Below are 24,808 nucleotides of genomic sequence, written 5' to 3' on the forward strand. Positions count from 1 at the left end.
CCTTAGTGTTGAGCCGCTGGACCGCCGATCGGCGACTCCGGACGATCATCCTGGGAAGCCTGGTTGCCGGAGGTTCCGGAATCATTGTCCCAGTCACGTGGCTCGCGCGGGGTACGGCCAGCCATGATGTCGTCGATCTGGTCGGCATCGATGGTTTCGTACTTCATCAAGGCCTCGGCCATGGCGTCGAGCTTGTCGCGGTTGTCGGTAAGGATCTGCTTGGCCGTGGCGTAGCACTGATCGATGATGCTGCGCACTTCGGAGTCGATCATCTTGGCGGTTTCGCCCGAGACGCTGGCATGCTGGCTCGCCGCGCTGCGACCGAGGAATACCTCGCCCTCCTCTTCGGCGTACATCAGCGGGCCGAGTTTCTCGGACAGGCCCCACTTGGTGACCATGTTCCGGGCGATCTGGCTGGCGCGCATGATGTCGTTGGAGGCCCCGGTGGTAACACCGTCGAAGCCCAGGGTCATCTCTTCGGCGATACGGCCACCGTACAGCGAGCAGATCTGGCTGATCAGCGCACGCTTGGACAGGCTGTAGCGGTCTTCTTCCGGCAGGAACATGGTCACGCCCAGGGCGCGGCCACGGGGAATGATCGAGACCTTGTAGACCGGGTCGTGCTCGGGAACGACGCGACCGACGATGGCGTGGCCCGCCTCGTGATACGCGGTGTTCTGCTTCTCTTTCTCGGACATGACCATGGTCTTGCGCTCGGCGCCCATCATGATCTTGTCTTTGGCCAGTTCGAACTCCTTCATCTCGACCAGGCGCTTGCTGGCACGGGCGGCGAACAGCGACGCCTCGTTGACCAGGTTGGCCAGGTCGGCACCGGAGAAGCCCGGGGTACCACGGGCAATGACCGCCGCGTTGACGTTCTCGCCAACCGGGACCTTGCGCATATGCACCTTGAGGATCTGCTCACGACCGCGAATGTCCGGCAGGCCAACCACCACCTGGCGGTCGAAGCGACCGGGACGCAGCAGCGCCGGGTCGAGCACGTCGGGCCGGTTGGTGGCTGCAATGACGATGATGCCATCGTTCATCTCGAAGCCGTCCATCTCGACCAGCAACTGGTTCAGGGTCTGCTCGCGCTCATCGTGACCGCCACCCATGCCGGCGCCACGATGACGACCGACAGCGTCGATCTCGTCGATGAAGATGATGCACGGCGCGTGCTTCTTGGCCTGTTCGAACATATCGCGAACACGACTGGCGCCCACGCCGACGAACATCTCGACGAAGTCGGAACCGGAAATGGTGAAGAACGGCACCTTGGCTTCACCGGCAATGGCCTTGGCCAGCAGGGTTTTACCGGTACCCGGCGGGCCGACCATCAGCACGCCGCGAGGGATACGACCACCCAGGCGCTGGAACTTGCCCGGATCGCGCAGGAATTCGACCAGTTCGCCAACCTCTTCCTTGGCCTCGTCGCAGCCGGCGACGTCAGCCAGGGTGGTTTTCACCTGGTCTTCGGACAGCAGGCGCGCCTTGCTCTTGCCGAAGCTCATTGGCCCGCCCTTGCCACCGGCACCGCCCTGCATCTGGCGCATGAAGAACATGAACACGGCGATGATCACCAGGATCGGGAAGCTCGCAACCAGCAACTGGGTCCAGATGCTCTGTTGTTCAGGTTGCTTGCCCTCGACGGTGACGTGGTTGTCGACCAGGTCTCCGATCAAGCCGTTGTCGGTAATCGCCGGGCGTACGGTCTTGAAGTTGTCGCCGTCAGTGCGCTTGCCGGTAATGATATAGCCGTCGACGGTCACCCGCTCAACCTTGCCATCCTTGACCTGCTGGATGAAGTCGGAATAGTTGAGGGTCTGCGGCTCGTTAGGGCTGGAGAAGTTGTTCATCACCGTCACCAGGACGGCGGCGATGATCAACCACAGGATCAGATTCTTTGCCATGTCGTTCAATTCGCTACCCTCTGAGGCCGGCGCACGACGCAGCCGTGCCTCGCATGATATTCATCGCCCTAACTTACTACATTACCCACGCATCCGCAGGCACCGTCTGTAACCCTTTGTGAAAGCTAGACTACACGAAGTTCGGACGATCCAGTCGGGACGGCCGATTGGAAATAACTATCGGCAACCCCGCAACACGCCTTTCATGCGCCCTTGAAACCCTTGCCCAGCAGGTACTGTTCACGGGAACGGTCTCGCGAGGAGGACGGCTTGCGCATCTGCACCTTGTCGAACTTGCTGCGCACGTCCTTGAGGTACATGTCGAAGCCTTCGCCCTGGAAGATCTTGATCAGGAAATCTCCGCCGGGCTTGAGCACGCGGGTCGCCAGATCCAGGGCCAGTTCGCAGAGGAACATGGCGCGCGGCATGTCCACTGCAGGCGTACCACTCATATTGGGGGCCATATCGGAAATCACAAGGTCGACGTGCGAATCGCCGACCGCCTGCAGGATTTGTTGCAGCACTTCGTCTTGGGTGAAATCGCCCTGGATGAAGGTAACGTCGGGGATCGAATCCATTTCCAGTATGTCCGAGGCGATCAGGCGGCCCTGCCCGCCAATCAGACGACTGGTTACCTGCGACCAGCCACCGGGAGCCGCACCGAGGTCGATCACGCTCATGCCCGGACGGATCAGGCGGTCTTTCTCCTGGATCTCCAGCAGCTTGTAGCTCGCGCGCGAGCGGTAGCCATCCTTCTGCGCCTGCTTGACGAAAGGATCGTTGAAATGTTCACGCAGCCAGTTTGCGCTGCTTTTGGAACGTTGTACCACGGGGCACCTCGATGATATGCGTCGTGTTTGACTGGGCGGAGCCACAGGCCCTCGGGTAAAATGCCCGTCAATTTTACAGAATCAGACGAAAAGGGTCAGATTATGCCGCTCAATAACGAGCAGAAGAAGCAATACAAGTCCATTGGTCACGACCTGAAGCCGGTCCTGATCGTTGCTGGCAACGGTTTGAATGAAGGCGTGATCGCCGAACTGGAGCGCGCCCTGGTCGACCATGAGCTGATCAAGGTCGAGATTCGCTCGGAAGATCGCGAGGAACGCGCCGAGACCATCGCCGAACTGTGCAAGGCCGGCCGCGCCGAACTGGTGCAGACCATCGGCAAGAAAGCGCTGATCTACCGCAAGAACCCACAGCCGAACAAGCAGCTGTCCAACATCCACCGTTACAAGTAACGGTAGCAGGGCTGCTGCGCAGCCCTTTCGCGACACAAGGCCGCTCCCACAGGGGGCCGCACCGACCTCCGGCGCAGCGCAATCCCTGCGGGAGCGGCCTTGCATCGCGAAAGGGCCGCAAAGCGGCCCCGGCGATATTGAGTCGCTTACCGCCGCGCCCTGACCGGGACCGGCTGGGCCACCAGCACGATGCCGGAGAAGCCCAGCACCAGGAAGCAGAACATCTGCCAACGCTCGCCCACGGAGATCCCGTAGCGCAGCGTGTAGTAGCTGACGCAGGCGCCGAAGCCGAGCAGCAGCATCTGGCCGCGGAACTGCCGCCACCAGGCCGCCAGGCCATCCACCCTCGCCAGCACTGCCAACTGGGTCAACAACCCGAGCATGGCCACGCCAATCAACCAGCGGTCGATCTGCGCAGCCACGTCGTGCACCAGCAAAGGCGCCAGGCCACTGACCTTGAGCGCCGGCACCAGCCCCACGTGGAACACCCACAGGCCGCCGACCCAGAACACCTGGGCCAGCTGCCAGAGGATCCCCTCGAGGGATGGCGCCCGCAGGCGCCGGTCAGATGTGCTTGACTTCGACAATCTCGTACTCGACCGTGCCACTTGGCGTCTTGACGACGACAGTATCACCTTCTTCCTTGCCGATGATGGCGCGGGCGATCGGCGCACCGCTGGAGAGCTTGCCCTGCTTCACGTCGGCTTCGTCTTCGCCAACGATCTGGTAGGTCACCTCTTCATCGGTCTCGGTGTTCGCCAGCACCACGGTGGTGCCGAAAATCACCTTGCCGGTGTGGGCGATGGTGGTGACGTCGATCACCACCGAGTTCTGCAGACGGCCTTCGATATCGCGGATACGCGCCTCGACCATGCCCTGCTCCTCACGGGCGGCGTGGTATTCGGCGTTTTCCTTGAGATCGCCCAGCTCGCGAGCCTCGCCGATCGCCTGGCTCAGGCGTGGGCGCTCGGTCTTGCTCAGGAACAGATGCTCTTCCTCCAGGGCGCGAGCGCCCTGGACGGTCATCGGGTATTTGGTAATGCTCATGCTTTGAGTCCTGCATGCAGATCCTGCAGGCGACGAACGGTCTTTTCCGGACCGAATTTCAGCGCCTCGCAGATGGCTTCACCGGCCGCAATGGTGGTGGTGCAGTAGATCTTGTGCTGCAACGCATTGCGACGAATCGAGTAGGAGTCAGCGATCGACTGGCGACCTTCGGTGGTGTTGATGATCAGCGACACTTCGTCGTTCTTGATCATGTCGACCACGTGCGGACGCCCCTCGGTCACCTTGTTCACGCGACGCACTTTCAGGCCGGCCGCTTCGATTACCTTGGCGGTGCCGGCAGTGGCGACCACTTCGAAGCCCAGGGCGATCAGGTCGCGGGCAACGCCAGCCACTTGCGGCTTGTCGTCGTCACGCACGCTGATGAACGCGGTACCACCGGTCGGCAGCACTTCGCTGGCGCCCATCTGGGCCTTGGCGAAGGCTTCGCCGAAGCTATCGCCGACGCCCATGACTTCACCGGTCGATTTCATCTCAGGGCCGAGGATCGGGTCAACCCCCGGGAACTTGGCGAACGGGAAGACGGCTTCCTTGACGCTGTAGAAGTTCGGGATGATTTCCTGGGTGAAGCCCAGCTCTTTCAGGGTCTTGCCGGCCATGACGCGGGCCGCGATCATCGCCAGGGAAGTGCCGATGCACTTGGAGACGAATGGCACGGTACGCGAGGCGCGTGGGTTGACCTCGATCACGTAGATCTTGTCGCCCTGCAGGGCCAGCTGCACGTTCATCAGGCCGACCACGCCCAGCTCCAGGGCCATTTTCTTGACCTGGACGCGGACTTCGTCCTGTACTTCCTTGCTCAGCGAGTAAGGCGGCAGCGAGCACGCCGAGTCGCCGGAGTGAACGCCGGCCTGCTCGATGTGTTGCATGATCGCGCCGATCACCACGTCGGTGCCGTCGCAGACCGCGTCCACGTCCATCTCGATGGCGCAGTTGAGGAAGTGGTCGAGCAGCACCGGGCTGTCGTTGGAGACCTGCACCGCTTCACGCAGGTAGCGCTTGAGCTCGTCCAGTTCGTAGACGATCTCCATGGCGCGGCCGCCCAGCACGTAGGACGGGCGAACCACCAGCGGGTAACCGATCTTGCCAGCGGCAGCGATGGCTTCGTCTTCGCTGCGAACGGTGGCGTTTGGCGGCTGCAGCAGGTTCAGGCGCTGAACCATCTGCTGGAAGCGCTCGCGGTCTTCGGCGCGGTCGATGGCGTCCGGGCTGGTACCGATGATCGGTACGCCGGCTTCTTCCAGGGCACGCGCCAGTTTCAGCGGGGTCTGGCCGCCGTAGTGGACGATCACGCCCTTCGGCTTCTCGACGCGGCAGACTTCCAGCACGTCTTCCAGGGTCAGCGGCTCGAAGTACAGGCGGTCGGAGGTGTCGTAGTCGGTGGAGACGGTCTCAGGGTTGCAGTTGACCATGATGGTCTCGTAACCGTCTTCACGCAGGGCCAGCGCGGCGTGCACACAGCAGTAGTCGAACTCGATGCCCTGGCCGATACGGTTCGGGCCGCCACCCAGGATCATGATCTTGTCACGGGTCGACGGGTTGGCCTCGCACTCTTCCTCGTAGGTCGAGTACAGGTAGGCGGTATCGGTGGCGAACTCGGCGGCGCAGGTGTCGACGCGCTTGTACACCGGGAACACTTCCAGCTTGTGGCGGTGACGGCGCAGGTTCTTGTCGGTGATGCCGAGCAGCTTGGCCAGGCGCTGGTCCGAGAAGCCCTTGCGCTTGAGGCGCAGCATGTAGTCCTTGTCGATCGACGACAGGGCCAGGGTCTTGACCTTTTCTTCTTCCTTGATCAGGTCTTCCATCTGTACCAGGAACCACAGGTCGATGCCGGTCAGGGCAAAGATTTCCTCGATGGTCATGCCCGAACGCATCGCGTCGGCGACGTACCAGATACGCTCGGCGCCCGGCACGGTCAGCTCGCGCTTGAGGATGCTGGCGGCTTCCGGGCTGGCCAGGTCGACTTTCGGGTCGAGGCCGCAGGCACCGACTTCCAGGCCGCGCAGGGCTTTCTGCAGGGATTCCTGGAAGGTGCGGCCGATGGCCATGACTTCACCCACGGATTTCATCTGGGTGGTCAGGCGGGCGTCGGCTTTCGGGAATTTTTCGAAGGCGAAGCGTGGCAGCTTGGTGACGACGTAGTCGATCGACGGCTCGAAGGACGCCGGGGTGCGGCCACCGGTGATGTCGTTCTGCAGCTCGTCGAGGGTGTAGCCGATGGCCAGCTTGGCGGCGATCTTGGCGATCGGGAAGCCGGTGGCCTTGGAAGCCAGAGCCGAGGAACGGGAAACCCGCGGGTTCATCTCGATCACGACCATGCGGCCAGTGTTCGGGCAGATACCGAACTGCACGTTGGAGCCGCCGGTCTCGACACCGATTTCACGCAGCACCGCCAGCGAGGCGTTGCGCATGATCTGGTATTCCTTGTCGGTCAGGGTCTGTGCCGGAGCAACGGTGATCGAGTCACCGGTGTGCACGCCCATCGGGTCGAAGTTCTCGATCGAGCAGACGATGATGCAGTTGTCCTTCTTGTCGCGGACCACCTCCATCTCGTATTCCTTCCAGCCGATCAGCGATTCGTCGATCAGCAGCTCCTTGGTCGGCGACAGGTCCAGACCACGGGTGCAGATTTCTTCGAACTCTTCACGGTTGTAGGCGATACCACCGCCCGTGCCGCCCATGGTGAACGATGGGCGGATGATGCATGGGAAGCCGAGCTTCTCGAGGACCGCGTTGGCCTCTTCCATGCTGTGGGCGATACCGGAGCGCGGGCACTCCAGGCCGATGTCCTTCATCGCCTTGTCGAAGCGCGAACGGTCTTCAGCCTTGTCGATGGTGTCGGCGTTGGCGCCGATCATCTCTACGCCGAACTTCTCCAGGACGCCATGGCGCTCCAGGTCCAGGGCGCAGTTCAGCGCGGTCTGGCCACCCATGGTCGGCAGGACGGCGTCAGGGCGCTCTTTCTCGATGATCTTGGCCACCGACTGCCACTTGATCGGCTCGATGTAGGTGGCGTCGGCCATGGCCGGGTCGGTCATGATGGTGGCCGGGTTGGAGTTCACCAGGATGACGCGGAAACCTTCCTCGCGCAGGGCCTTGCAGGCCTGGGCGCCGGAGTAGTCGAATTCGCAGGCCTGGCCGATCACGATCGGGCCAGCGCCGAGAATCAGGATGCTTTTGATGTCTGTACGTTTTGGCATGGTTGTCACTCAAATCCGGGGTCAGTCGGCAAGCCGCTTTGAACAATCTGGGTCAGGCACTGCCGGGCGCGGCGCGAGCCGGCCCGGGGCCTTGAAGCAGGATGCTCAGCGGCGCTTGGCCATGGCATCGGTGAAACGATCGAACAGTGGCGCGACGTCGGTCGGGCCTGGGCTCGCTTCAGGGTGACCCTGGAAGCTGAACGCGCTCTTGTCGGTGCGCTCGATACCCTGCAGGGTACCGTCGAACAGCGACTTGTGAATGGCGCGTACGTTAGCCGGCAAGGTGGCTTCATCGACGGCAAAGCCGTGGTTCTGGCTGGTGATCATGACCACGCCGGTGTCCAGATCCTGGACCGGGTGGTTGGCACCGTGGTGGCCATGACCCATCTTCACGGTCTTGGCGCCGGAGGCCAAGGCCAGCAGTTGGTGGCCGAGGCAGATGCCGAAGACCGGAATCTCGGTCTCGAGGATTTCCTTGATCGCCTGGATGGCGTAGTCGCATGGCTCCGGATCACCAGGGCCGTTGGACAGGAACACACCATCGGGGTTGAGCGCGAGCACTTCACTGGCCGGGGTCTGGGCAGGCACCACGGTCACGCGGCAACCACGCGCGACCAGCATGCGCAGGATGTTCAACTTGACGCCGTAGTCGAAGGCAACCACGTGGTACGGCAGGTCGGCAGCGTCGATGGTCGGGTGGCTGTCGGTCTTCAGTTCCCAGACGCTGGAACGCCACTCGTAGCGCTCCTTGGTGGAAACGACCTTGGCCAGGTCCATGCCCTTCAGGCCCGGGAAGGCACGGGCAGCGGCGATGGCCTGCTCTTCGGTGATGTTGTCACCGGCGAGGATGCAACCGTTCTGGGCGCCTTTTTCACGCAGGATACGGGTCAGGCGACGGGTATCGATACCGGCGATGGCGACAACATTGTTGGCCTTGAGGTACTCAGGCAGCGACTGGGTATTGCGCCAGTTGCTGGCCAACAGCGGCAGGTCGCGGATGACCAGGCCGGCGGACCAGACGCGGTTGGATTCGGCGTCTTCCGGGGTGGTGCCGGTATTGCCGATGTGCGGGTAGGTCAGGGTGACGATTTGCTGCGAGTAGGAAGGGTCTGTAAGGATTTCCTGGTAGCCGGTCATAGCGGTGTTGAATACCACCTCGCCAACGGTCTGACCGTCGGCACCAATGGCTTCACCGCGAAAAATACTGCCGTCGGCAAGGGCGAGTATGGCTGGCTTTGTCAAGAAGACCTCCCGTAAATCAAGCATGAAAGGGCGATCGCAGGTTGCAAAAAAGCGGAGTGACGTATGGACACGTCACCCCGCTTTTAAGTGCTGAATTCAATTCGCTGCGCGCTTTTAGTGGACACACTAAAGCTGTAGCTTACAGAAAAGTGCGTTTTGGGTCTACCGTAGATGTGTCTCTAAACCACACTAATGCGACAAGGGGCTGCCAGGCAGCCCCGCGACATCAACGCAGCTCAAGCACGTCCTGCATGTCGTACAGGCCAGGCTCACGCCCTTCCAGCCACAGCGCAGCGCGTACGGCGCCCTTGGCGAACGTCATGCGGCTGGAGGCCTTGTGGGTGATCTCCAGGCGCTCGCCTTCGGCGGCGAACAGCACGGTGTGGTCACCGACCACATCACCGGCACGTACAGTAGCGAAACCGATGGTCTTGCGATCACGGGCGCCAGTCTGGCCTTCACGGCCATAAACGGCCACTTCCTGCAAGTCGCGCCCCAACGCACTGGCAACCACTTCACCCATGCGCAGAGCGGTCCCCGACGGCGCGTCGACCTTGTGCCGGTGATGGGCTTCGATGATCTCGATATCCACATCATCGCCCAGCACCCGGGCCGCCATGTCCAGCAGCTTGAGGCTGAGGTTCACGCCCACGCTGAAGTTCGCGGCGAAGACGATCGGAATCTCCTTGCCCGCCTCCGCCAGCAACCCTTTCTCTTCCGGCGTGAAACCGGTGGTGCCGATGACCATGGCCTTGCCCGCCTTGCGGCAGAACGCCAGGTTCTTCAGGGTCACCGAAGGATGCGTGAAATCGATCAGCACATCGAACTCGTCGGCGACCTTGGCCAGGTCATCGCAGATCAGCACGCCGATACGCCCCAGGGCCGCCAGCTCACCGGCATCGGCCCCGACCAGCGAGCTGTCCGGGCGATCGATCGCCGCTGTCAGCCCGGCCTGGGGCGCCTGCTGCTGCACAGCCTCGACGAGGGTCTTGCCCATCCGCCCCGCCGCGCCCATTACCGCAATACGTCGCATAGCCTGTTCCTTCTCAGAGATCGCCGAAGAAGCGCTTCACACCCTCGAACCAGCCGCTGGCCTTGGGCGAATGGGAGCTGTCGCCTTCCAGCGAATCGCGCAGCTCTTCGAGCAGCTCGCGCTGGCGACGACTGAGGTTGACCGGCGTTTCCACCGCCACCCGGCACAGCAGGTCGCCTGCCGCGCCACCGCGCACCGGCGCCACGCCCTTGCCGCGCAAGCGGAACTGCTTGCCGGTCTGGGTGCCTTCGGGGATCTTCAGCTTCACGCGACCATCGAGGGTCGGCACTTCCAGCTCGCCACCCAGGGCGGCATCGGTATAGCTGATCGGCACTTCGCAGTAGAGGTGCTTGCCGTCGCGCTGGAAGATCGGGTGCTCGCGCACATTGACGACCACATACAGGTCACCGGTAGGACCACCATGGGCGCCCGCCTCGCCTTCGCCGGACAGGCGAATGCGATCACCGGTATCGACACCGGCCGGAACCTTGACCGACAGCGTCTTGTACTCCTCTACACGACCTTCGCCGTGGCACGAACCGCAAGGGTCGGTGATGATCTTGCCCTGGCCATGGCAACGCGGACAGGTCTGCTGCACGGCGAAGAAGCCCTGCTGCATGCGCACCTGGCCGATACCGCCGCAGGTCGGGCAGGTCGACGGTGTCGAGCCCTTCTTGGCGCCGGAGCCGTCGCACGGCTTGCAGTTGACCAGCGTGGGCACACGAATGTTGACCGTGGTGCCGCGCACCGCCTCTTCGAGGTTGAGCTCGAGGGTGTAGCGCAGGTCGCTGCCGCGCTGGGCACCACCACGACCGCCTCCGCGGCCGCCGCCGAAGAAGTCGCTGAAGACATCGCCAAAGATGTCGGAGAAGTTGGCACCACCGAAACCGGCACCGCCGCCACCCATGCTCGGGTCAACACCGGCGTGGCCATACTGGTCGTATGCCGCGCGCTTGCTGGCATCGGACAGCACCTCGTAGGCCTCGTTGGCCTCCTTGAACAGGTCTTCCGACTCCTTGTCGCCCGGGTTGCGATCCGGGTGGTACTTCATCGCCAGACGGCGGTAGGCCTTCTTGAGATCACCTTCACTGGCGCCACGCTCGACACCCAGGACCTCATAAAAATCACGCTTTGCCATAGGTCATTTGCACTCTTGGGGGCGTTCGGCATACCTCGGCGCATCGTGCGCCATGCCACCAGCACCTGCCGTCATGGGCGAATGCGCCGCGACAGATGCCGTAAATAATTCTCGTGTTCCAGACACGCCAACGCGGGAGCAAGCTCCCGCGCGGCGACATCCTACCAGTTCACCAGCAAACGACGGTGAACCGGCCGACAACATGCAGGAATTACTGCTTGTTGTTGTCTTTCACTTCTTCGAACTCGGCGTCAACCACGTCGTCGTGCTTGGCTTCCGGCTCGGCCTGCTGGGCGCCGCCCTGTGGCTGCTCGGCCTGCTGCTCGGCGTACATCTTCTGGGCAACAGGCGCCGAGACCTTGGACAGCTCCTCGACCTTGGCGTCGATGGCGGCCTTGTCGTCGCCTTTGACGGCGGCTTCCAGGGCGACCACGGCGGCCTCGATGGCGGTCTTCTCTTCAGCGGTGACCTTGTCACCGGCTTCAGCGACCATCTTGCGGGTCGAGTGAACCAGCGCGTCACCCTGGTTACGGGCGGCGGCCAGTTCTTCGAACTTGCGATCTTCCTCGGCGTTGGCCTCGGCGTCACGCACCATTTTCTCGATTTCTTCGTCGGACAGGCCGGAGTTGGCCTTGATCACGATCGACTGCGCCTTGCCGGTGGCCTTGTCCTTCGCGCCGACGTGCAGGATGCCGTTGGCGTCGATGTCGAAGGTCACTTCGATCTGCGGCACGCCGCGCGGAGCTGGCGGGATGTCGGCCAGGTCGAACTTGCCCAGCGACTTGTTCTGCGAAGCTTGCTTGCGCTCACCCTGCAGCACGTGGATGGTCACGGCGCCCTGGTTGTCATCGGCGGTCGAGAACACCTGCGACTTCTTGGTCGGGATGGTGGTGTTCTTCTCGATCAGCGCGGTCATCACGCCGCCCATGGTTTCGATACCCAGGGTCAGCGGGCTGACGTCCAGCAGCAGCACGTCCTTGACGTCACCAGCCAGAACAGCGCCCTGGATGGCGGCACCCATGGCAACGGCTTCGTCCGGGTTGACGTCCTTGCGCGCTTCTTTACCGAAGAAGTCGGCAACGGCTTTCTGCACCATCGGCATACGGGTCTGGCCACCGACCAGGATCACGTCGTCGATCTTGCTGGCGTCGATGCCGGCGTCCTTCAGGGCGATGCGGCATGGCTCGATGGTACGGTTGACCAGGTCTTCGACCAGCGACTCCAGCTTGGAGCGGGAGATCTTCACATTCAAGTGTTTCGGCCCGGTCGCATCTGCGGTGATGTACGGCAGGTTGACATCGGTCTGCTGGCTCGAGGACAGCTCGATCTTGGCCTTTTCAGCGGCTTCTTTCAGGCGCTGCAGGGCCAGGGGATCGTTCTTCAGATCCATGCCGGACTCTTTCTTGAACTCGTCGACGAGGTAGTCGATCAGGCGCATGTCGAAGTCTTCGCCACCCAGGAAGGTGTCGCCGTTGGTGGCCAGTACTTCGAACTGGTGCTCACCGTCGACTTCGGCGATTTCGATGACCGAAACGTCGAAGGTACCACCACCGAGGTCGTAAACGATGACGGTGTGGTCGCCCTTGGCCTTGTCCATGCCGTACGCCAGCGCAGCGGCGGTCGGTTCGTTGATGATGCGTTTTACGTCCAGACCGGCGATGCGACCGGCATCCTTGGTGGCCTGACGCTGGCTGTCGTTGAAGTAGGCCGGCACGGTGATGACCGCTTCGGTGACCGGCTCGCCGAGGTAATCTTCGGCAGTCTTCTTCATCTTCTTCAGGACTTCGGCGCTGATCTGCGGCGGAGCCATTTCCTTGCCGGAGGCCTCGACCCAGGCGTCACCGTTGCTGGCCTTGACGATCTTGTAAGGCACCAGCTTGATGTCTTTCTGCACGACATCTTCTTCGAAACGGCGGCCGATCAGGCGCTTCACAGCGAACAGGGTGTTGTGCGGGTTGGTGACCGCCTGGCGCTTGGCCGACTGACCGACCAGGATTTCGCCGTCGTTTGCGTAGGCGATGATCGAAGGCGTGGTACGCGCGCCTTCAGCGTTCTCGATGACCTTGGCGGTGCCGTTTTCCAGCACGGAGACGCAGGAGTTGGTGGTCCCCAGGTCGATACCGATGATTTTACCCATGTTGATTCTCCCGAAACTTGAATTTGATAGCAGCGACTGCCTTGGCCCACTGCACTAATACTTGAAGGCTTGACACCTAGATGGGGGTGCCCGGAAAGATTTCAAGCCTTTTCATTGATCGAAGGCTGCGCAGCGCTCGGCGCCTTGCTGACCACCACCATGGCGGGGCGCAGCAGGCGGCCGTTGAGCAGGTAGCCTTTCTGGAACACGTTCAGCACGCTGTTCGGCTCGACCTCGGCGCTTTCCTGCATGGCCATCGCCTGGTGGTGCTCGGCGTTGAATGGCTGGCCGTGCGGATCGATGGCCTCGAGGTTGTAGCGCTTGAGGGTGTCCTGGAACATCTTCAGGGTCAGCTCGATGCCTTCGCGCATCGGCTTGATGGTCTCGTCGTCGGCATTGGACAGTTCCAGGCCACGCTCCAGGCTGTCGATGATCGGCAGCAGGTCGCCGGCGAACTTCTCCAGGGCGAACTTGTGGGCCTTCTCGACATCCTGCTCGGCACGGCGGCGGATGTTCTGCAGGTCGGCGGCGGCGCGCAGGGACTGGTCCTTGGCGGCGGCCAGCTGCTCCTCGAGCTCCAGGACACGGGCATCGGCATTCGCGGCGCCTGCTTCTTCGGAATTCAGGTTCTTCTCATCCAGCTGTTCGTCAGCCATTGGGTTTCTCCTCCACGATTTCTGTCGTGCGAGCCAGGCTCGCCATGTCTTGCCGGCTATATGGGGTCGGAAAAACCAGGTTCAAGGGGGAAGGTGCTTTTCCACATTCGTCGACCGGCTATTGGCAGACTCGCGAAAAGCACTGTATAAATATCCAGACACGACCTTCCGGGAGCCGCCCCATGCTGGTGCACCTGTCCATTCACAACTACGCCATCGTCGAACACCTCGACCTCGAAATCGCCCGCGGCATGTCCGTGATCACCGGCGAGACCGGGGCTGGCAAGTCGATCATGCTCGACGCCCTCGGCCTGGCCCTGGGCGACCGCGCCGACAGCGGCGTGGTGCGCCCGGGCACCGACAAGGCAGACATCCTCGCCACCTTCGACCTGATCGACATCCCCGAGGCCCACGCCTGGCTCGCCGAGCGCGACCTGGAAAGCGACGGGCCGTGCATCCTGCGCCGGGTGATTACCGCCGAGGGCCGCAGCCGAGGCTACATCAACGGCACCCCCTGCCCACTGGGCGACCTCAAGGCCCTGGGCGAACTGCTGATCGACATCCACAGCCAGCATGAACACCAGTCACTGCTCAAGACCGACACCCACCGCCGACTGGTTGACGAATACGCCGGCGCCAGCGACCTGGCCCGCCAGGTCCAACTGGCCGCCAAGCGCTGGAACCAGACACGCCAGGAGCTGGAGCGCCTGAGCAATTCCGGAGACGAGCAACGGGCGCGCCATCAACTGCTCAGCTACCAGCTGGAAGAACTGGACAACCTCGGCCTTGGCGAAAACGAGCTGGAACAGCTGGAACAGGAACACAAGAACCTGACCAACGCCGAGGCGCTGTTCGGCATCTGCCGCCAGGTCATCGAGCAGTGCAGCGAAAGCGACTCGGGCAACGTGCTGAGCGCCCTGACCGTCAGCCTCAACCGGCTCACCGCTGTCGTCAACGGCCCAAAGGCGCTGGACGAGGCGGTCAACCTGATCGCCAGCGCGCAGATCCAGGTAGAGGAGGCCGTTGGCGAACTCAACCGCTTCCTCGACAACTTCGACGCCGACCCGATGCGCCTTCAGGCCCTGGAAGAGCGCCTGGACACCATCTATACCCTCGCCCGCAAACACCGTGTACACCCCACCGAGCTGCCGCACCTGCAACAGCGCCTGATGGAGGAGCTCGAAGGACTTAACGCCAGCGACGAGTCGGTTGAGCGCCTGGGCGAGGAGCTGGCCGCCTACGCCCAGCACTATAAAGAGAAAGCCAGCGAGCTGAGCGCGCTGCGCCAGCAGGCCGCCAAGCAACTGGCCACCGCCGTCGAGCAGGAAATCCAGCGCCTGGGCATGCCCGGCGGGCGCTTCTGCATCGAACTTACGCCCTTCGACAACGGCGACCTTTCGCCCCATGGCCTGGAGCAGATCGAACTGCTGGTCAGCGCCAACCCCGGCCAGCCACTCAAGGGCCTGGCCAAGGTCGCCTCGGGCGGTGAGCTGTCGCGTATCAGCCTGGCGATCCAGGTGATCACCGCGCAGACCTCGCGCATTCCGACCCTGGTGTTCGACGAAGTGGACGTGGGGATCGGCGGCCCGACGGCAGAGATCGTCGGCCAACTGCTTCGCCGCCTCGGCGAGCGCGGCCAGGTCCTAACCGTGACCCACCTGCCCCAGGTGGCAGCGCAGGGCCATCACCACCTGTTCGTGCACAAGGTGCGCAACAGCGACACCACGCACACCGCCGTGGCCAGCCTGGGCAAGCGTGAGCGGGTCGAGGAAGTGGCGCGGATGCTGGGTGGGATCGACCTGACCAAGGAGTCGCTGGCCCATGCGCGCAAGATGGTAGTGAGCAGCAAGGCCTGAGCCTTCGCGCTCCAGAAATCGCGCAAGACTTGAGACACCACAAAGCACAAAGGCGACCCGAAGGTCGCCTTTGTCATCAATAACGATCTAAATCGTTACTTCTTTTTACGCACATACAGAACCAGATTGTGGTCCACCAGCTCGAAGCCATGCTCGGCAACGATCTCTTTCTGGCGCTTCTCGATTTCGGCATCGAAGAACTCAATGACTTCACCGCTGTCCACGTTGACCATGTGATCGTGGTGCTTGCCATCCGCCAGCTCGAACACCGCGTGGCCGCCATCAAAGTTGTGGCGCTCCACCAGGCCCGCCGCTTCGAATTGGGTCAGTACGCGGTACACGGTCGCCAGACCGACATCCTCGCCAGCTTCCATCAGCGCCTTGTAGACATCCTCGGCACTCATGTGACGCTGCTCGGCGGAGTCGAGCATCTGAAGAATCTTGACTCGAGGCAGGGTAACCTTGAGGCCCGCTTTGCGCAATTCGCTATTTTCAACCATGGTCAGCTTTCTCGCCGATGCTGCTTCGCAGCTTCTCTTAATACGGGTATGATCGGGGTTTACGTTGTCCAGCCAAGATAGTGGAAGTCGCCCACCGATGCAAAACACCAAGCTCTTGCTAACCAGCCTCACCCTAGTGGGACTGCTCGCACTCGCCGGTTGCTCGTTTCCCGGGGTTTACAAAATCGACATCCAGCAGGGCAATGTCGTCACGCAGGACATGATAGACCAATTGCGTCCGGGAATGACCCGCCGGCAAGTAAGGTTTATCATGGGCAACCCGCTGCTGCAGGACACTTTCCACACCAACCGCTGGGACTACCTGTACAGCCTGCAGCCCGGCGGCGGCCAGCGCCAGCAAGAGCGCATGAGCATCTTCTTCAACGAGAGCGACCAACTGGTCAGCCTCTCCGGCGACTTCATGCCGGGCGTCAGCCGCGACCAGGAAATCCTCGGCGGCAGCGGCGACACCACGGTCAGCCCGGTCAAGCAGCCCAGCCAATCCGAAAAGCCGGCCAAGCCAGGCTCGCTGGAAGACACACTGCAAAAAGAAATCGACAACATCGAGACCACCCCGGTCCCGACGCCAGCACCGCTGGAAACCTCGCCGCAGTAAATGCGCCGACACTAAAAAGCCCGGATCCAGTCCGGGCTTTTTATTGCGCTGTCGAAAAGCCTGCGGATCAGACCACGAGCCCTAATCAGCCATTGATCTGCTTGGCACGCTGGCAAAACGCATCGACCATGGTATTGGCCGCCTGATTGAACAATGGCCCCAGTGTCGCCCGCACCAGGGCGCCGGCATAATCGAACGACAGGTCGAGGCTGATCTTGCAGGCCTTCTCGCCCAGCGGCTTGAACACCCACAAACCGTGCAGCTGGGTGAACGGCCCATCTTCCAGGTTCATTTCGATCGACTGGCCCGGCACCAGCACATTGCGCGTGGTGAACTGCTGGCTCATACCGCCCTTGGCCACTTCCAGCCTGGCCCGCATGTGCGTGTCGCTGGCCTCGAGCACGGTGGAAGCCGAGCACCAGGGCAGGAACTCCGGGTAGCTGGCCACATCATTGACCAGGTCGTAGAGCGCCTGGGCAGGGAACGGCAGCAGGGCGGAGCGTTGAATATGGGTAGTCATCCAGGCGTCACTTCCAATCTGGGCGGCGGCGCGTCGCAGCGCCTCGAATACGGTTCTGTGTGGCAGAACGAGGCCTGTATTGTCCGGGATTCACACAACTGGCTCAAGCGCACCTAAACCCCATAGCCGAGGACGCGGACTCTCCCTATAATGCCGCCCCTATGGCTAAGCAAAAGAAACATCCGACCGGGACCATCGCGCAGAACAAGAAGGCGCGACACGATTACTTCATCGAACACAAGTTCGAGGCCGGGCTGGTCCTGTCCGGCTGGGAAGTAAAGAGCCTGCGGGCCGGCAAGGCGCACCTGACCGACAGCTACGTGCTGCTCAAGGATGGCGAAGCCTGGCTGTTCGGCAGCCACATCACCCCGCTGACAACCGCCAGCACCCACGTCATCGCCGACCCGATCCGCACCCGCAAGCTGCTGCTGAACAAGCGCGAGCTGGAGCGCCTGGAAGCGGCCGTGGCGCAGAAGGGCTACACCTGCGTGGCGATGTCGCTGTACTGGAGCAAGCACCTGATCAAGTGCGAAATCGCGCTCGGCAAGGGCAAGAAGGAGTTCGACAAGCGCGACACCGTGCGCGAACGCGACTCCAACCGCGAACTGCAACGCACGATGCGCAACAAGGGCAAGGAAGAATAATTCCTGCCCTGCTCGGTCACTGTAGGGGCGGCCTCGTGTCGCGATAGGACTGCGAAGCAGCCCCGACGATCTTGAGTGGTGGCCGCTCCCACAAGAACCGCGTACGCCGTCTCTCAGCGCCCGCTGCGCCGCTCCGCCCGGGCCACCCGCTGGGCCTCCTGCTGCGCCTCCTGCAGCACCTCCTGCACATACAGGATATGCCGGCTCGACACCTCCCGCGCATCGTCCGCCCGCCCCTCGACAATCGCCAGGTACAACTCGCGATGCTGACTGATCAGCATGTCGCGGGTCTCCGTGCGCTGCTGGTACATGCCGCCGATGTTGGTCACCACGTTGCGCTTGAGCAGGTCGAACAAGCCGCGGATGGTATGCAGCAGCACAGCGTTGTGACTGGCTTCTGCAATGGCCAGGTGGAAACGCGCATCGGCCGCGCCCTCCTCCACCCGGTCCACCTCGCCGACACGGCTGTAGCAATCCTGCAGCGCATCGAACGCCGTCTTCAAACGCTCGCGATCAGGCTCGGTAGCACGCTGGGCCGCGTAGTAGGCGCATGACGCCTCCAAGGTATGACGGAACTCCAGCAAGTCGCGCTGAGCCTCCGGATTGCGCTCCAACAGCTGCAACAGCGGGTCGCTGAAGGTGGAACCCAGGGCTTCGGCCACATAGTTGCCGCCACCCTGACGGCTGACCAGCAGCCCCTTTGCCACCAGCTTCTGGATGGCCTCGCGCAGTGACGGACGAGACACGCCGAACTGCTCGGCCAGGACGCGCTCGGCGGGAAGGCGCTGCCCCGAAGTCAGCGTGCCCTCGAGAATCATCCCTTCCAACCGGTCGACGATGTCGTCGGACAGGCGCCGCTGACGGACCTGATCAAAAACCATTGCTTGCTCTCCACGAACCCCGGGGATGCGAATCCGGGGGCGCCTATTCTGCGCCTATCCGGCCGGCGCCGACACCCATCAGGCGGCGATTTTCCCTGCCGCTCAGATGCCCGCTCATCGGCATCCGACCAAAGTTTTCCACAGGACAAATTGACACACCCTGCGCGGCGCTCTTAACCTAGCGCCCAGCCATTGTAAATTGGTATTACCAATTATCCAATGCCAGAGCCTTGACCAACAACAATTAGGGGCCACCCCATATGCAAACCTGGCAACAACTCTATACTCCGCTTGGTAGCCTAGGCCTGTCCGCGCTGGCGGCGGTCATCCCCATCGTATTCTTCTTCCTCGCCCTTGCCGTGTTCCGCCTCAAGGGCCACGTCGCCGGCAGCATCACCCTTGCGCTGTCGATCCTGATGGCGATCTTCGCCTTCCAGATGCCTGTCGACATGGCCCTGGCCGCCGCGGGTTATGGCTTCCTCTACGGCCTGTGGCCGATTGCCTGGATCATCGTCGCTGCGGTATTCCTCTACAAGCTCACGGTCAAGAGCGGCCAGTTCGAGGTGATTCGCAGCTCGGTGCTGTCGATCACCGACGACCAGCGCCTGCAAGTGCTGCTGATCGGCTTCTGCTTCGGTGCCTTCCTCGAAGGCGCGGCCGGCTTCGGCGCCCCGGTGGCCATCACCGCCGCGCTGCTGGTGGGCCTGGGCTTCAACCCGCTGTACGCCGCCGGCCTGTGCCTGATCGCCAACACCGCGCCAGTGGCCTTCGGCGCCCTGGGCATCCCGATCATCGTCGCCGGGCAAGTGACCGGTATCGACGCCTTCCACATCGGCGCCATGACTGGCCGCCAGCTGCCGCTGCTGTCGCTGTTCGTGCCGTTCTGGCTGGTGTTCATGATGGACGGCGTGCGCGGCGTGAAAGAGACCTGGCCCGCCGCCCTGGTGGCCGGCCTGAGCTTCGCCGTCACCCAGTACTTCACCTCCAACTTCATCGGCCCGGAGCTGCCGGACATCACCTCTGCCCTGGCCAGCCTGATCGCCCTGACCCTGTTCCTCAAGGTCTGGCAGCCCAAGCGCTCGTTCGCCGAAGCCAAGGGCAGCGTCGGCGCCGCCGTCGTGCAATCGGGTGGCAGCCAGCCTTCGCCGTACAGCTTCGGCGAGATCTTCAAGGCCTGGTCGCCGTTCCTGATCCTGACCGTGCTGGTCACGATCTGGACCCTGAAGCCGTTCAAGGCGGCCTTCGCCCCGGGCGGCGCGATGTACAACTTCGTGTTCAACTTCGCCATCCCGCACCTCGACCAGTTGGTGATCAAGACCGCGCCGATCGTCACCGCGCCGACCGCCATGCCGGCGGTGTTCAAGCTCGACCCGATCTCCGCCACCGGCACCGCGATCTTCCTCTCGGCGCTGATCTCGATGTGGGTATTGAAGATCAACTTCAAAACTGGTCTGACCACTTTCAAGGAGACCTTCTGGGAACTGCGCTGGCCAATCCTGTCGATCGGCATGGTGCTGGCCTTCGCCTTCGTCACCAACTACTCGGGCATGTCTTCGACCATGGCTCTGGTGCTGGCCGGCACGGGCGCCGCGTTCCCGTTCTTCTCGCCGTTCCTGGGCTGGCTGGGCGTGTTCCTGACCGGTTCCGACACCTCGTCCAACGCCCTGTTCAGCTCGTTGCAGGCCACCACCGCGCACCAGATCGGGGTCAACGACACCCTGCTGGTGGCGGCCAACACCAGCGGCGGCGTAACCGGCAAGATGATCTCGCCGCAGTCGATCGCCGTGGCCTGCGCCGCCACCGGCCTGGTCGGCAAGGAATCCGACCTGTTCCGCTTCACCGTCAAGCACAGCCTGTTCTTCGCCACCATCGTCGGCCTGATCACCCTGATCCAGGCCTATTGGCTGACCGGCATGCTGGTTCATCACTAAAGTGAAAGGGCCCGGGCGCCGACCAGCGCCCGGCACCGCCTTCAACCCACGCTGCGAGAATCCATGATCATTTCCGCCTCCACCGACTATCGCGCCGCGGCCCAACGCAAGCTGCCCCCCTTCCTCTTCCACTACGCCGACGGCGGCGCCTACGCCGAGCACACCCTGCGCCACAACGTCTCGGACCTGGCCAGCATCGCCCTGCGTCAGCGCGTGCTGAAGAACATGTCGGACCTGAGCCTGGAGACCCGGCTGTTCGACGAAACCCTGAGCATGCCTGTGGCCCTGGCCCCGGTCGGCCTCACCGGCATGTACGCCCGCCGTGGCGAAGTGCAGGCGGCGCGCGCGGCGGCGGCCCACGGCATCCCATTCACCATGTCCACGGTATCGGTGTGCCCGATCGAAGAGGTGGCCCCGGCCATCGACCGGCCGATGTGGTTCCAGCTGTATGTACTGAAAGACCGTGGCTTCATGCGCAACGCCTTGGAGCGCGCCAAGGCGGCCGGCGTGAAGACCCTAGTGTTCACCGTCGACATGCCCGTGCCCGGCGCCCGCTACCGAGATGCCCACTCCGGCATGAGCGGCCCGAACGCGCCGCTGCGCCGCATGTGGCAGGCCATGACTCACCCGCAGTGGGCGCTGGATGTCGGCCTGCTCGGCCGCCCCCATGACCTGGGCAACATCTCCAAATACCGGGGCAACCCTACGGGCCTGGCCGACTACATCGGCTGGCTGGGCAACAATTTCGACCCGTCCATCTCCTGGAAAGACCTGGAGTGGATCCGCGAATTCTGGGACGGCCCGATGATCATCAAAGGCATACTCGACGCCGATGACGCCCGCGACGCGGTCAAGTTCGGCGCCGACGGCATCGTCGTCTCCAACCACGGTGGCCGCCAGCTCGACGGCGTGCTGTCCAGCGCCCGCGCCCTGCCGGCGATCGCCGACGCGGTGAAGGGCGACATCAAGATCCTCGCCGACTCCGGAATCCGCAACGGCCTGGACGTAGTGCGCATGGTCGCCCTGGGCGCCGATACCGTGCTGATCGGCCGCGCCTTCCTTTATGCCCTGGCCACCCATGGCGAAGCGGGCGTGAAGAACCTGCTGGCGCTGTTCGAGAAAGAAATGCGCGTGGCCATGGTGCTGACTGGCGCCAAGTCCATCGGCGAGATCACCCGCGACTCGCTGGTCCGCGAACTGGGCGCCTGAGCGCGCCCGCCAACGCCTGATTACCCGGGGCACGCCGCGCACAAGACGCCGCGGCCCCGCGAGGAGACTGCATGAGCCTGCCCGCCGCGTTCCTGCGTGATGCCGAGCGCCTGATCCCTGCCGAACGCCGCTTCGACGACCCGACCTCGACCTTGGCGTTCGGTACCGACGCCAGTTTCTACCGACTGATTCCCAAGCTGGTGGTGCGCGTGGAATCCGAGGACGAAGTGGTCGCCCTGCTCCAGTTGGCCCAGCGTGACCGGGTACCCGTGACGTTCCGCGCCGCCGGCACCAGCCTGTCGGGCCAGGCCATCAGCGACTCGGTGCTGATCGTGCTCGGCGACAACTGGAACGGCCGGGAGATTCGCGGCCAGGGCACGCAGATCCGTCTGCAGCCCGGGGTAATCGGTGCCCAGGCCAACGCCTGGCTCGCACCCTTCGGGCGCAAGATCGGCCCGGACCCGGCCTCGATCAACGCCTGCAAGATCGGCGGCATCGTCGCCAACAACGCCAGCGGCATGTGCTGCGGCACCGCGCAGAACACCTACCACACCCTTGCCGGCCTGCGCCTGGTGCTGGCCGACGGCACCCGCCTGGACAGCGAGGACCCGGCCAGTGTTGCCGCGTTCGAGCAAAGCCACGCCGGCCTGCTGGATGAACTCGCGCGCCTTGGCCGCGAGACCCGCGCCAACACCGAACTGGCCGATCGCATCCGCCACAAGTACCGATTGAAGAACACCACAGGCCTGTCGCTCAACGCGCTGGTGGACTACGACCAGCCGCTCGACATCCTGCAGCATCTTCTGGTGGGCTCCGAAGGCACCCTCGGTTTCATCAGCGCCGTCACCTACGACACCGTGCCCGACCATCCGCACAAGGCCAGCGCGCTGCTGGTGTTTCCGAGCGTCGAAAGCTGCTGCCGAGCGGTGACCCTGCTCAAGCCGCAACCGGTGTCCGCCGTGGAGCTGCTCGACCGCCGCAGCCTGCGTTCGGTGCAAGAGATGCCTGGCATGCCGGCATGGGTGAGAGGCCTTTCCGACAACGCCTGCGCCCTGCTGATCGAGTCCCGCGCCGCCAGCCAGAGCCTGTTGCACGAGCAGCTCGACCAGGTGATGGCAGCCATCGCCGAGTTCCCGCTGGAGCAGAAGGTCGCCTTCAGCGAAGACCCGGCGGTGTACAACCAGCTGTGGAAGATTCGCAAAGACACCTTCCCCGCCGTCGGTGCCGTGCGCCAGACCGGCACCACGGTGATCATCGAGGACGTTACCTTCCCCATCAAGCAACTGGCCGAAGGCGTCAACCGCCTGATCCAGCTGTTCGACAAGCACCGGTACGACGAGGCGATCATTTTCGGTCACGCCCTGGAAGGCAACCTGCACTTCGTCTTCACCCAGGGTTTCAACAATGCCGAAGAAGTGGCGCGCTACCAGGCGTTCATGGACGATGTGGCGCAATTGGTGGCGGTGGAGTTCGGCGGCTCACTCAAGGCCGAGCACGGCACCGGGCGCAACATGGCGCCGTTCGTCGAGCTGGAATGGGGCAACGACGCCTACCAGCTGATGTGGCAGCTCAAGCGCCTGCTCGACCCGAACGGCATCCTCAACCCCGATGTGGTGCTGAGTGAGGATCCTGACATTCACCTGAAGAACCTCAAGCCGCTGCCGGCCGCCGACGAGATCGTCGACAAATGCATCGAGTGCGGGTTCTGCGAGCCGGTGTGCCCATCGAAAGGGCTGACCTTGAGCCCACGCCAGCGCATCGTCATGTGGCGCGACATCCAGGCGAGGAAGCGCGCCGGCGTCGACACCCGCGAACTGCTGCGCACCTATCAGTACCAAGGTATCGACACCTGCGCCGCCACGGGCCTGTGCGCCCAGCGTTGCCCGGTGGGCATCAATACCGGCGAGCTGGTGAAGAAGCTGCGCGGCCAGGCCGCTGAGCACGGCAAGGCCGCCGACTGGCTGGCCGAGCATTTCCACACCACCCTGCGCGGCGCCCGCTTCACCCTGGCCGCCGCCAATGGCGCGCGCAAGCTGCTCGGCGCTCCACGCATGAGCCGCCTCAGCGCCAGCCTGAGCAGGGCCAGCAAGGGCCGCCTGCCGCAGTGGACGCCCGCCATGCCGCAGCCGCTGCGCGCCATCGACTTCCCCGCGCCGAGCCACGATGCCCGACCACGGGTCGTCTACCTGGCCGCCTGCGTGTCGCGAGTGATGGGCCCGGCCTACGCCGACCGCGAACAGAGCTCGCTGCTGGACAAGACCCGCGCCCTGCTGGAAAAGGCCGGCTACCAGGTAGTATTCCCGGACAACGCCGACAGCCTGTGCTGCGGCCAGCCGTTCGCCTCCAAGGGCTACCCCGAGCAGGCCGAGCACAAGCGCCAGCAGTTGATCAACGCCCTGCTGCACGCCAGCCGCGGCGGCCTCGACCCGATCTACTGCGACACCAGTCCCTGCACCCTGCGCCTGGCGCAGGACCTGGGCGAGTCGCGGCTGGACCTGTACGACCCGGTGCGCTTCATCCGCACCCACCTGGTCGACAGGCTGGAGTTCACCCCCCAGGACGAGCCGGTGGCGGTGCACGTGACCTGCAGCACCCAGCACCTGGGTGAAAGCCAGGCGCTGATCGACCTGGCGCGCCGCTGCAGCCGGCAGGTGGTGATCCCCGAGGGCATCCATTGCTGCGGCTTCGCCGGCGACAAGGGCTTCACCACCCCGGAGCTCAACGCCCACTCCCTGCGCACACTCAAGGACGCCGTGCAGTATTGCAGCGAAGGGATCTCCACCAGCCGCACCTGCGAAATCGGCCTGTCGAGCCACAGCGGCATCGACTATCACGGCCTGGTGTACCTGGTCGACCGGGTTACCCGCGCGCGAAGCCTCTGAACCGCAGGGCTGCCCCGCGCTCTCCCGTGGGAGCGGGCTAGCCCGGCGATGGCACCGGTTAATTACGGCACCACAACTGCGTCCTGCACAAAGCCCCCGCACTCAAGTAAACTGGCGGCCTTTTCGCGCAGCCTCGGGCTGCCCCTG

Annotated in this window: 20 protein-coding genes; 7 read left to right on the forward strand and 13 right to left on the reverse strand. The window is 63.4% G+C overall.

The window, feature by feature from the left end; all coding sequences use genetic code 11:
• Positions 1-2 precede the first annotated feature (2 nt).
• Both ftsH and rlmE read right to left on the reverse strand, forming a co-directional pair.
• A complete protein-coding gene (gene ftsH / locus AC25MA_RS03000) occupies positions 3-1,910 on the reverse strand; it encodes an ATP-dependent zinc metalloprotease FtsH (protein ID WP_028691259.1) in 1,908 nt (635 codons plus the stop codon).
• A gap of 203 nt (positions 1,911-2,113) precedes the next feature.
• Positions 2,114-2,740 carry a 23S rRNA (uridine(2552)-2'-O)-methyltransferase RlmE gene (rlmE, locus tag AC25MA_RS03005; protein ID WP_011532133.1) on the reverse strand — a complete coding sequence of 209 codons (627 nt, stop codon included), beginning with the start codon at positions 2,738-2,740 and terminating at the stop codon, positions 2,114-2,116.
• A 102-nt stretch (positions 2,741-2,842) separates the two neighbouring features.
• Between rlmE and yhbY the strand changes: the two genes are divergently transcribed.
• Entirely contained in the window at positions 2,843-3,151 is a 309-nt protein-coding gene (gene yhbY, locus AC25MA_RS03010) for a ribosome assembly RNA-binding protein YhbY (RefSeq protein WP_003249945.1), read from the forward strand.
• Positions 3,152-3,297: 146 nt separating this feature from the next.
• Here yhbY and AC25MA_RS03015 read toward each other — a convergent pair whose 3' ends face one another.
• From AC25MA_RS03015 to grpE, 8 genes are all read right to left on the reverse strand, one after another.
• Positions 3,298-3,738 carry a hypothetical protein gene (locus AC25MA_RS03015; RefSeq protein ID WP_011532132.1) on the reverse strand — a complete coding sequence of 147 codons (441 nt, stop codon included), beginning with the start codon at positions 3,736-3,738 and terminating at the stop codon, positions 3,298-3,300.
• Positions 3,716-4,198 (reverse strand): transcription elongation factor GreA, encoded by a 483-nt coding sequence (greA, locus tag AC25MA_RS03020; RefSeq protein ID WP_011532131.1) that lies wholly within the window; start codon positions 4,196-4,198, stop codon positions 3,716-3,718. Before greA ends, AC25MA_RS03015 begins: the two co-directional genes overlap by 23 nt.
• Complete coding sequence (gene carB, locus AC25MA_RS03025) at positions 4,195-7,416, reverse strand: carbamoyl-phosphate synthase large subunit (protein ID WP_028691262.1); 3,222 nt, start codon at positions 7,414-7,416, stop codon at positions 4,195-4,197. Before carB ends, greA begins: the two co-directional genes overlap by 4 nt.
• A 105-nt stretch (positions 7,417-7,521) precedes the next feature.
• The gene (gene carA / locus AC25MA_RS03030; RefSeq protein WP_023629348.1) at positions 7,522-8,658 is read right to left on the reverse strand and encodes a glutamine-hydrolyzing carbamoyl-phosphate synthase small subunit; all 1,137 of its coding nucleotides are present in this window, start codon (positions 8,656-8,658) and stop codon (positions 7,522-7,524) included.
• 226 nt (positions 8,659-8,884) lie between these two features.
• Positions 8,885-9,691 carry a 4-hydroxy-tetrahydrodipicolinate reductase gene (gene dapB, locus AC25MA_RS03035; protein ID WP_486971777.1) on the reverse strand — a complete coding sequence of 269 codons (807 nt, stop codon included), beginning with the start codon at positions 9,689-9,691 and terminating at the stop codon, positions 8,885-8,887.
• 13 nt (positions 9,692-9,704) lie between these two features.
• On the reverse strand, positions 9,705-10,829 hold the full coding sequence (dnaJ, locus tag AC25MA_RS03040; RefSeq protein ID WP_028691264.1) for a molecular chaperone DnaJ: 1,125 nt from the start codon (positions 10,827-10,829) through the stop codon (positions 9,705-9,707).
• A gap of 211 nt (positions 10,830-11,040) precedes the next feature.
• Positions 11,041-12,966 carry a molecular chaperone DnaK gene (dnaK, locus tag AC25MA_RS03045; protein ID WP_028691265.1) on the reverse strand — a complete coding sequence of 642 codons (1,926 nt, stop codon included), beginning with the start codon at positions 12,964-12,966 and terminating at the stop codon, positions 11,041-11,043.
• Between the two features lie 101 nt (positions 12,967-13,067).
• Positions 13,068-13,622 (reverse strand): nucleotide exchange factor GrpE, encoded by a 555-nt coding sequence (grpE, locus tag AC25MA_RS03050; protein WP_028691266.1) that lies wholly within the window; start codon positions 13,620-13,622, stop codon positions 13,068-13,070.
• Positions 13,623-13,804: 182 nt separating this feature from the next.
• Here grpE and recN point away from each other — a divergent pair, with 182 nt between their 5' ends.
• Positions 13,805-15,478: a DNA repair protein RecN gene (recN, locus tag AC25MA_RS03055; RefSeq protein ID WP_028691267.1), complete on the forward strand. Its 1,674-nt coding sequence runs from the start codon at positions 13,805-13,807 to the stop codon at positions 15,476-15,478.
• Between the two features lie 95 nt (positions 15,479-15,573).
• On the opposite strand, the gene fur is transcribed toward recN, so the two are convergent.
• A complete protein-coding gene (gene fur, locus AC25MA_RS03060) occupies positions 15,574-15,978 on the reverse strand; it encodes a ferric iron uptake transcriptional regulator (RefSeq protein WP_028691268.1) in 405 nt (134 codons plus the stop codon).
• Positions 15,979-16,075: 97 nt separating this feature from the next.
• Here fur and AC25MA_RS03065 point away from each other — a divergent pair, with 97 nt between their 5' ends.
• On the forward strand, positions 16,076-16,594 hold the full coding sequence (locus tag AC25MA_RS03065; protein ID WP_028691269.1) for an outer membrane protein assembly factor BamE: 519 nt from the start codon (positions 16,076-16,078) through the stop codon (positions 16,592-16,594).
• 85 nt (positions 16,595-16,679) lie between these two features.
• Here the strand turns inward: AC25MA_RS03065 and AC25MA_RS03070 are convergent, their stop codons facing one another.
• Positions 16,680-17,114 carry a type II toxin-antitoxin system RatA family toxin gene (locus tag AC25MA_RS03070; protein WP_028691270.1) on the reverse strand — a complete coding sequence of 145 codons (435 nt, stop codon included), beginning with the start codon at positions 17,112-17,114 and terminating at the stop codon, positions 16,680-16,682.
• A 161-nt stretch (positions 17,115-17,275) separates the two neighbouring features.
• Here AC25MA_RS03070 and smpB point away from each other — a divergent pair, with 161 nt between their 5' ends.
• On the forward strand, positions 17,276-17,758 hold the full coding sequence (gene smpB / locus AC25MA_RS03075; protein ID WP_011532120.1) for an SsrA-binding protein SmpB: 483 nt from the start codon (positions 17,276-17,278) through the stop codon (positions 17,756-17,758).
• A gap of 113 nt (positions 17,759-17,871) precedes the next feature.
• Here smpB and AC25MA_RS03080 read toward each other — a convergent pair whose 3' ends face one another.
• Positions 17,872-18,639: an FCD domain-containing protein gene (locus AC25MA_RS03080; RefSeq protein ID WP_028691271.1), complete on the reverse strand. Its 768-nt coding sequence runs from the start codon at positions 18,637-18,639 to the stop codon at positions 17,872-17,874.
• Positions 18,640-18,899: 260 nt separating this feature from the next.
• Here AC25MA_RS03080 and AC25MA_RS03085 point away from each other — a divergent pair, with 260 nt between their 5' ends.
• The 3 genes from AC25MA_RS03085 to AC25MA_RS03095 all read left to right on the forward strand — a co-directional run bounded on the left by AC25MA_RS03085 (position 18,900) and on the right by AC25MA_RS03095 (position 24,661).
• Positions 18,900-20,570 carry a lactate permease LctP family transporter gene (locus tag AC25MA_RS03085; RefSeq protein WP_486971778.1) on the forward strand — a complete coding sequence of 557 codons (1,671 nt, stop codon included), beginning with the start codon at positions 18,900-18,902 and terminating at the stop codon, positions 20,568-20,570.
• Positions 20,571-20,633: 63 nt separating this feature from the next.
• Complete coding sequence (gene lldD / locus AC25MA_RS03090; protein WP_028691273.1) at positions 20,634-21,779, forward strand: FMN-dependent L-lactate dehydrogenase LldD; 1,146 nt, start codon at positions 20,634-20,636, stop codon at positions 21,777-21,779.
• A 71-nt stretch (positions 21,780-21,850) separates the two neighbouring features.
• Complete coding sequence (locus tag AC25MA_RS03095) at positions 21,851-24,661, forward strand: FAD-binding and (Fe-S)-binding domain-containing protein (protein ID WP_486971779.1); 2,811 nt, start codon at positions 21,851-21,853, stop codon at positions 24,659-24,661.
• Positions 24,662-24,808: the final 147 nt, after the last annotated feature.

This window comes from Pseudomonas sp. P65(2024) (genome assembly GCF_057480955.1).